The 6,236-nt window shown below is 57.0% G+C and carries 8 protein-coding genes; 7 read left to right on the top strand and 1 reads right to left on the bottom strand.

Annotated features, from left to right (window positions below):
- The coding region (locus tag DOU50_RS08250) for an oxidoreductase (protein WP_148769170.1) at positions 1–588 on the bottom strand (588 nt) is incomplete at its 3' end.
- 243 nt (positions 589–831) lie between these two features.
- Here DOU50_RS08250 and blr point away from each other — a divergent pair.
- The 7 genes from blr to rsxD all read left to right on the top strand — a co-directional run bounded on the left by blr (position 832) and on the right by rsxD (position 6,234).
- Entirely contained in the window at positions 832–957 is a 126-nt protein-coding gene (blr, locus tag DOU50_RS08245; protein WP_169814161.1) for a division septum protein Blr, read from the top strand.
- 231 nt (positions 958–1,188) lie between these two features.
- Positions 1,189–1,404, top strand: coding sequence for a transcription modulator YdgT (gene ydgT / locus DOU50_RS08240; protein WP_013096896.1), 216 nt, complete (start codon positions 1,189–1,191; stop codon positions 1,402–1,404).
- A gap of 86 nt (positions 1,405–1,490) precedes the next feature.
- Entirely contained in the window at positions 1,491–1,931 is a 441-nt protein-coding gene (locus DOU50_RS08235) for a DUF2569 domain-containing protein (protein WP_024909347.1), read from the top strand.
- A gap of 76 nt (positions 1,932–2,007) precedes the next feature.
- The gene (rsxA, locus tag DOU50_RS08230; protein ID WP_008500564.1) at positions 2,008–2,589 is read left to right on the top strand and encodes an electron transport complex subunit RsxA; all 582 of its coding nucleotides are present in this window, start codon (positions 2,008–2,010) and stop codon (positions 2,587–2,589) included.
- Positions 2,589–3,167: an electron transport complex subunit RsxB gene (rsxB, locus tag DOU50_RS08225; RefSeq protein WP_032651039.1), complete on the top strand. Its 579-nt coding sequence runs from the start codon at positions 2,589–2,591 to the stop codon at positions 3,165–3,167. The genes rsxA and rsxB overlap by 1 nt, the downstream gene beginning before the upstream one ends.
- A complete protein-coding gene (gene rsxC / locus DOU50_RS08220) occupies positions 3,160–5,181 on the top strand; it encodes an electron transport complex subunit RsxC (protein WP_148769169.1) in 2,022 nt (673 codons plus the stop codon). Before rsxB ends, rsxC begins: the two co-directional genes overlap by 8 nt.
- Positions 5,182–6,234: an electron transport complex subunit RsxD gene (gene rsxD / locus DOU50_RS08215; RefSeq protein WP_032651036.1), complete on the top strand. Its 1,053-nt coding sequence runs from the start codon at positions 5,182–5,184 to the stop codon at positions 6,232–6,234.
- Positions 6,235–6,236 lie beyond the last annotated feature (2 nt).

The following is a 6,236-nucleotide window of genomic DNA, read 5'->3' as shown; positions in this document are numbered from 1 at the left end:
CGTCATGCTCACCGGCAGACCAAAAAGATTGACGGCCTGATCCAGCAGATGCGGAGCTAAATCGTACCAGATGCCGCTGCCCGGACCGGCCTGTTCGCGCCAGCGGTTTCTCACCTGCGGACGAAAGCGGTCAAAGTGCGATTCAAAAAAGAGGATCTCCCCTAGCGTGCCTTCACTGAGAAGCCTTTTTACCGTCAGAAAGTCGCTGTCCCAGCGGCGGTTATGGAACACCGACAGCAGCCTGCCCAGACTCCTTGCCAGCGCATCCAGCTCGCGTGCCTGTGACAGCGTCACGGTGAAGGGCTTATCTACCACTACGTGCTTACCGGCCTCCAGCGCGGCCTTTGCCAGCGGAAAGTGGGTGTCGTTCGGCGTGGGGATGACGATTAAATCAATATTCGGATCGTTGAAAAGGTGTTTAGGTTCAGAGACAACCGGCACGGAAGGCCAGTCGGCATGGACTTTAGCGGCATCGCTGCTGGATACCGCCGCCAGCGCCATCCCCGGCGTCCCGGCTATCAGAGGCGCATGAAACGTTTTGCTCGCGTACCCGTAGCCGATAAGCCCGACGCGGATATTATCACTCATAGTGCCATCCTCTTTTATGACATTCTTATTTCACACTGGCTAACCTGGCATGAGCACAGATTAATAATGTGCCCTATGACTTAAAATAGCAGGTTGTACGGGTTGTTTTTGTTACATAGTATTAACCTACTGATTTTGCTTAAGGGAACCGTTCCCAAAGCGCTTGCCGTCAGGGAGACGTCACTGTAACATTTGCGCCCTGTCTTTATGGATAAAGTACAATTACGCATTATGACGTCAATTATTAATCGAATCATTGAATTAGCGGGATGGATTGTCCTTGGAGTTTCGGTCATTTTGCTGGGCGTCGCCAGCCATATCGATAACTACCAGCCGCCGGAGCCTGTCACCATCGCCCAACCTAAGTAACCGGTTACTGCAATAAAGAGTGACATAATATGTCAGTTTCGTATTGCCAGCCCTGGTGAACACGGTTAACCTTCTCTTCCAGGCATCGTCTGATGCCTGAATTTCAGCAAAGAAAACTCCTAATTTCGTCGCGTTACCTGAGTGGGCTGTTTACGTCTTTATTAATCCGTTTATTATTCGACCGAATTACCTTAACTGGTATTACTCACTTTTATATGGAAACTTATTAATATGACAGTTCAGGACTATTTATTAAAATTTCGCAAGATCAATTCGCTTGAGAGCCTGGAAAAACTGTTTGACCATCTGAACTACACCCTGTCGGATAATCAGGACATCATTAATATGTATCGCGCCGCAGACCATCGCCGCGCGGAGCTGGTTTCCGGTGGTCGTTTGTTCAACGTCGGTGAAGTGCCTAAGTCTGTATGGCGTTACGTTTTATAAGAAAGTAGCCATCCGCGCGAAATGTTATATACTCTCCGCCCTGCAAACTGGCTGTACAACATTTCGCGCAGATTATGGGAGAGTTCATGACCGCAACGCCTGGAGAACGCATTGGAGGCTGGTTAATCGCCCCACTGGCATGGCTGCTGGTTGCCTTATTAAGCGCATCGCTTGCGCTGCTGCTGTATACCACCGCACTGATTACCCCTCACGCCATCCAGACCCTGATGTCGCAAAGCGTGCTGAATATTGCTTTGTGGTTTGTGTCGTTCGTTTTCGCAATTGGAATGTGGTACTACACGCTGTGGCTGACCATCGCCTTCTTTAAGCGCCGCAAGAGTGTGCCTAAGCACTACATTATCTGGCTGCTGATTTCGGTCCTGCTGGCGGTGAAAGCGTTTGCCTTTTCGCCCGTATCAGACGCGCTGGCCGTTCGTCAGCTGCTATTCCCGTTGCTGGCTGCGGCGCTGCTGGTGCCCTATTTCAAACGTTCGACGCGGGTGAAAAACACCTTCGTGAACCCGTAATAACCCTACAGATAACCTGTTGTCGCCTGCGTCGGTTTGTCCGATAATAGGCGGCTTTTTTATTTCAGGCTAAATAATGACCGATTACTTACTGCTCTTTGTCGGCACCGTGCTGGTTAACAACTTCGTTCTGGTGAAGTTCCTTGGCCTGTGTCCGTTTATGGGCGTTTCCAAAAAGCTGGAAACAGCAATGGGTATGGGGCTGGCGACGACCTTCGTGATGACGCTGGCGTCCATCTGCGCGTGGTGGATCGATACCTGGATCCTCATCCCGCTGGGATTAACCTATCTTCGTACGCTGGCCTTTATTCTGGTTATCGCGGTGGTGGTGCAATTTACCGAAATGGTGGTGCGCAAAACCAGCCCGGCGCTTTATCGCCTGCTGGGTATCTTCCTGCCGCTGATCACCACCAACTGTGCGGTTCTCGGCGTAGCGCTGCTGAACATCAACCTTGGCCATAACTTTATGCAGTCGGCGCTGTATGGTTTCTCTGCGGCAGTCGGTTTCTCTCTGGTGATGGTGCTGTTCGCCTCCATTCGCGAGCGCCTGGCAGCAGCGGATATCCCTGCGCCCTTCCGCGGTAACGCGATTGCGCTGGTGACCGCAGGTTTAATGTCTCTGGCCTTTATGGGCTTTAGTGGTCTGGTGAAGTTGTAATGAATGCTATCTGGATTGCCATCGCCTCTATCAGCGTTCTGGGGTTGGTGTTTGGCCTTATCCTGGGCTACGCCTCCCGCCGTTTCGCGGTAGAGGACGATCCCGTTGTAGAAAAAATTGATGAGCTTCTGCCACAAAGCCAGTGCGGGCAGTGCGGCTACCCCGGCTGCCGCCCTTATGCCGAAGCGGTAGGGGTTCAGGGTGAAAAAATTAACCGCTGTGCGCCCGGTGGCGAAGCGGTGATGTTGAAAATTGCGGCCCTGCTTAACGTTGACCCGCAGCCTGTTGACGGCGATGCGGACGTGCAGGAGCCGGTCCGCGCGCTGGCCGTGATCGACGAAGCCAACTGTATCGGCTGCACCAAATGTATTCAGGCCTGCCCGGTTGACGCCATTGTGGGCGCAACCCGCGCCATGCACACCGTCGTGGCGGACCTCTGCACCGGCTGTAACCTCTGCGTGGCCCCCTGCCCGACGCAATGTATCGAGCTGCGCCCGGTTGAAACGACTACCGAAAGCTGGAAGTGGGATCTTCAAGCCATTCCGGTTCGCAATATTCCTGTGGAACAACATGCTTAAGTTATTTTCTGCTTTCAGAAAAGAGAAGATTTGGGACTTTGACGGCGGTATTCATCCACCGGAGATGAAAACCCAGTCTAACGGCACGCCGCTGCGTCAAATTCCGCTGGCGACCCGTTTCGTTATGCCGCTCAAGCAGCACATCGGCGCGGAGGGTGAGCTGTGCGTGAAAGAAGGTGATACCGTCCTTCGCGGTCAGCCGCTGACCTTTGGTCGCGGACGTATGCTGCCGGTGCACGCCCCCACCTCCGGTAAGGTGGTCGCTATCGCCCCTCATACGGTGGCTCATCCGTCCGCGCTCTCAGAGCTGAGCGTGATTATTGAAGCCGATGGCGAAGACCGCTGGATTGACCGTGACGGCTGGAGCGATTACCGCGCCCACAGCCGCGAAGCGCTTATCGAGCGCATTCATCAGTTCGGCGTTGCTGGTCTGGGTGGTGCAGGCTTCCCGACCGGTGTTAAACTCCGCGGCGGTGGCGATAACATTCAGACGTTGATTATTAACGCCGCCGAGTGCGAGCCGTATATCACCGCCGACGATCGTCTGATGCAGGACTGCGCCGCCCAGGTGGTGGAAGGTATCCGCATCCTCGCGCACATTCTGCAGCCGCGGGAAGTGCTGATCGGTATCGAAGACAATAAACCGCAGGCTATTTCAATGCTGCGCGCCGTGCTGGCGGGCAGTCACGATATTAGCCTGCGCGTTATCCCGACCAAGTATCCTTCCGGCGGCGCAAAACAGCTGACGCAAATTCTCACCGGCAAGCAGGTCCCGCATGGCGGACGCTCTTCGGATATCGGCGTGCTGATGCAAAACGTCGGCACCGCGTATGCCGTGAAGCGCGCGGTGATTGACGGCGAACCGTTAACCGAGCGCGTGGTGACGCTGACCGGGGAATCAATTTCTCGTCCGGGCAACGTCTGGGCGCGTCTGGGTACGCCGGTGCGTCATCTGCTGGAACAGGCTGAGTTTTGCCCGGGCAGCGACCAGATGGTGATCATGGGCGGCCCGCTGATGGGCTTTACCCTGCCGTGGCTGGACGTTCCGGTAGTGAAAATCACCAACTGTCTGCTCGCGCCTTCTCCGACCGAGATGGGCGATGAGCAGGAAGAGAAAGGCTGCATCCGCTGCAGCGCCTGTGCCGACGCCTGCCCGGCGGATCTGCTGCCGCAGCAGCTGTACTGGTACAGCAAAGGCCAGCTGCACGACAAGGCAAAAGCCCATAACCTGGCCGACTGCATTGAATGCGGTGCCTGCGCCTGGGTATGCCCTAGCAACATTCCTCTGGTGCAGTATTTCCGCCAGGAGAAGGCTGAAATTTATGCCATCTCCATGGAAGAAAAACGCGCAGCAGAAGCCAAAGCGCGCTTCGAAGCGCGCCAGGCGCGACTGGAACGCGAAAAAATCGCCCGTCAGGAGCGCCATAAGCAGGCCGCCGTTCAGCCTGCCGAGAAAGATCAGGATGCGATTAACGCCGCACTGGCGCGCGTTCGCGAGAAAAAAGCCACTGCAGCGCAGCCTGTGGTGATCCCGGCCGGCGAGAAGCCGGACAACAGCGAAGCGATTGCCGCGCGTGAAGCACGTAAGGCCGCAGCGCGCGCCCGTCAGGCTGAAAAAGCGCAAACGGTCCAGGCAGAGACCGAGATCGACCCGCGTAAAGCCGCCGTTGAAGCGGCGATTGCCCGGGCCAAAGCCCGCAAAGCCGGTGAGCAGAATGTAGTGGTCGAGCAGGAAGCCGTCGACCCTCGCAAAGCGGCCGTCGAAGCGGCGATTGCCCGTGCTAAAGCGCGCAAAGCGGCGCAGCAGACGCAAACCGCAGAACCCGAAGCGCCGGTCGACCCGCGTAAAGCCGCCGTCGAAGCGGCGATTGCCCGCGCTAAAGCCCGTAAAGCGGCGCAGCAGGATGAGCAACCGCAGGCCGCCAACGATGACCCGCGCAAGGCCGCCGTCGCCGCCGCCATTGCGCGCGTTCAGGCGAAGAAAGCCGCACAGCAAGCAGTTAACGAGGATTAAATGGTTTTCAGAATCGCAAGCTCCCCTTACACCCACAATCAGCGCCAGACATCGCGCATCATGATGCTGGTTTGCCTGGCGGCGCTGCCGGGCATTGCCGTTCAGTGCTGGTTTTTCGGCTGGGGAACCCTGTTCCAGATAATCCTGGGCTGTGCCAGCGCCTTAGCGGCGGAAGCGCTTGTCCTTAAGCTGCGCAAGGCGGCTGTCTCCCGCATTCTTGCCGATAACTCCGCGCTGTTGACCGGCCTGCTGCTGGCCATCAGTATCCCACCGTTCGCCCCATGGTGGATGGTGGTCCTGGGTACCGTGTTTGCGGTGATCATTGCCAAACAGCTGTACGGCGGGCTCGGCCATAACCCGTTCAACCCGGCGATGATTGGCTACGTGGTGCTGCTGATCTCCTTCCCGGTACAGATGACCAGCTGGCTGCCTCCGCATGAGATTGCGGCCACGGTTCCGGGCTTTATGGATGCCCTGCACGTGATCTTTACCGGCCATACGGCGCTCGGTGCGGATATGAACGCGCTGCGCATGGGCGTGGACGGTATCAGTCAGGCGACGCCTCTCGATACCTTTAAAACATCCCTGCATGCCGGGCACAGCGTTGAGCAGATCATGAAGTCCGCGATCTACAGCGGCATGCTGGCGGGTGCAGGCTGGCAGTGGGTCAACCTGGCGTATCTGCTGGGCGGCCTGTTCCTGCTGCAGCAGAAAGCCATCCGCTGGCATATTCCGGTCAGCTTCCTCGTGACGCTGGCGGTTTGCGCCACGCTGGGCTGGGTCTTCTCGCCTGAATCACTGGCCAGCCCGCAGATGCATTTGCTCTCCGGTGCGACCATGCTGGGTGCCTTCTTTATCCTGACGGATCCGGTGACGGCGTCCACGACTAACCGTGGACGTCTGATCTTCGGCGCGCTGGCGGGCCTGCTGGTATGGCTTATCCGCAGCTTTGGCGGCTACCCGGACGGCGTGGCCTTTGCCGTCCTGCTTGCCAACATAACCGTTCCGCTCATCGACTATTACACGCGTCCACGCGTGTACGGTCATCGCTAAGG

The sequence above is a fragment of the Enterobacter sp. C6 genome, assembly GCF_008122455.1.
Classification (GTDB): Bacteria; Pseudomonadota; Gammaproteobacteria; order Enterobacterales; family Enterobacteriaceae; genus Enterobacter; species Enterobacter pseudoroggenkampii.
The sequence above is the reverse complement of the archived record's forward strand: the minus strand, read 5'-3'. Positions and strand labels throughout refer to the sequence as shown.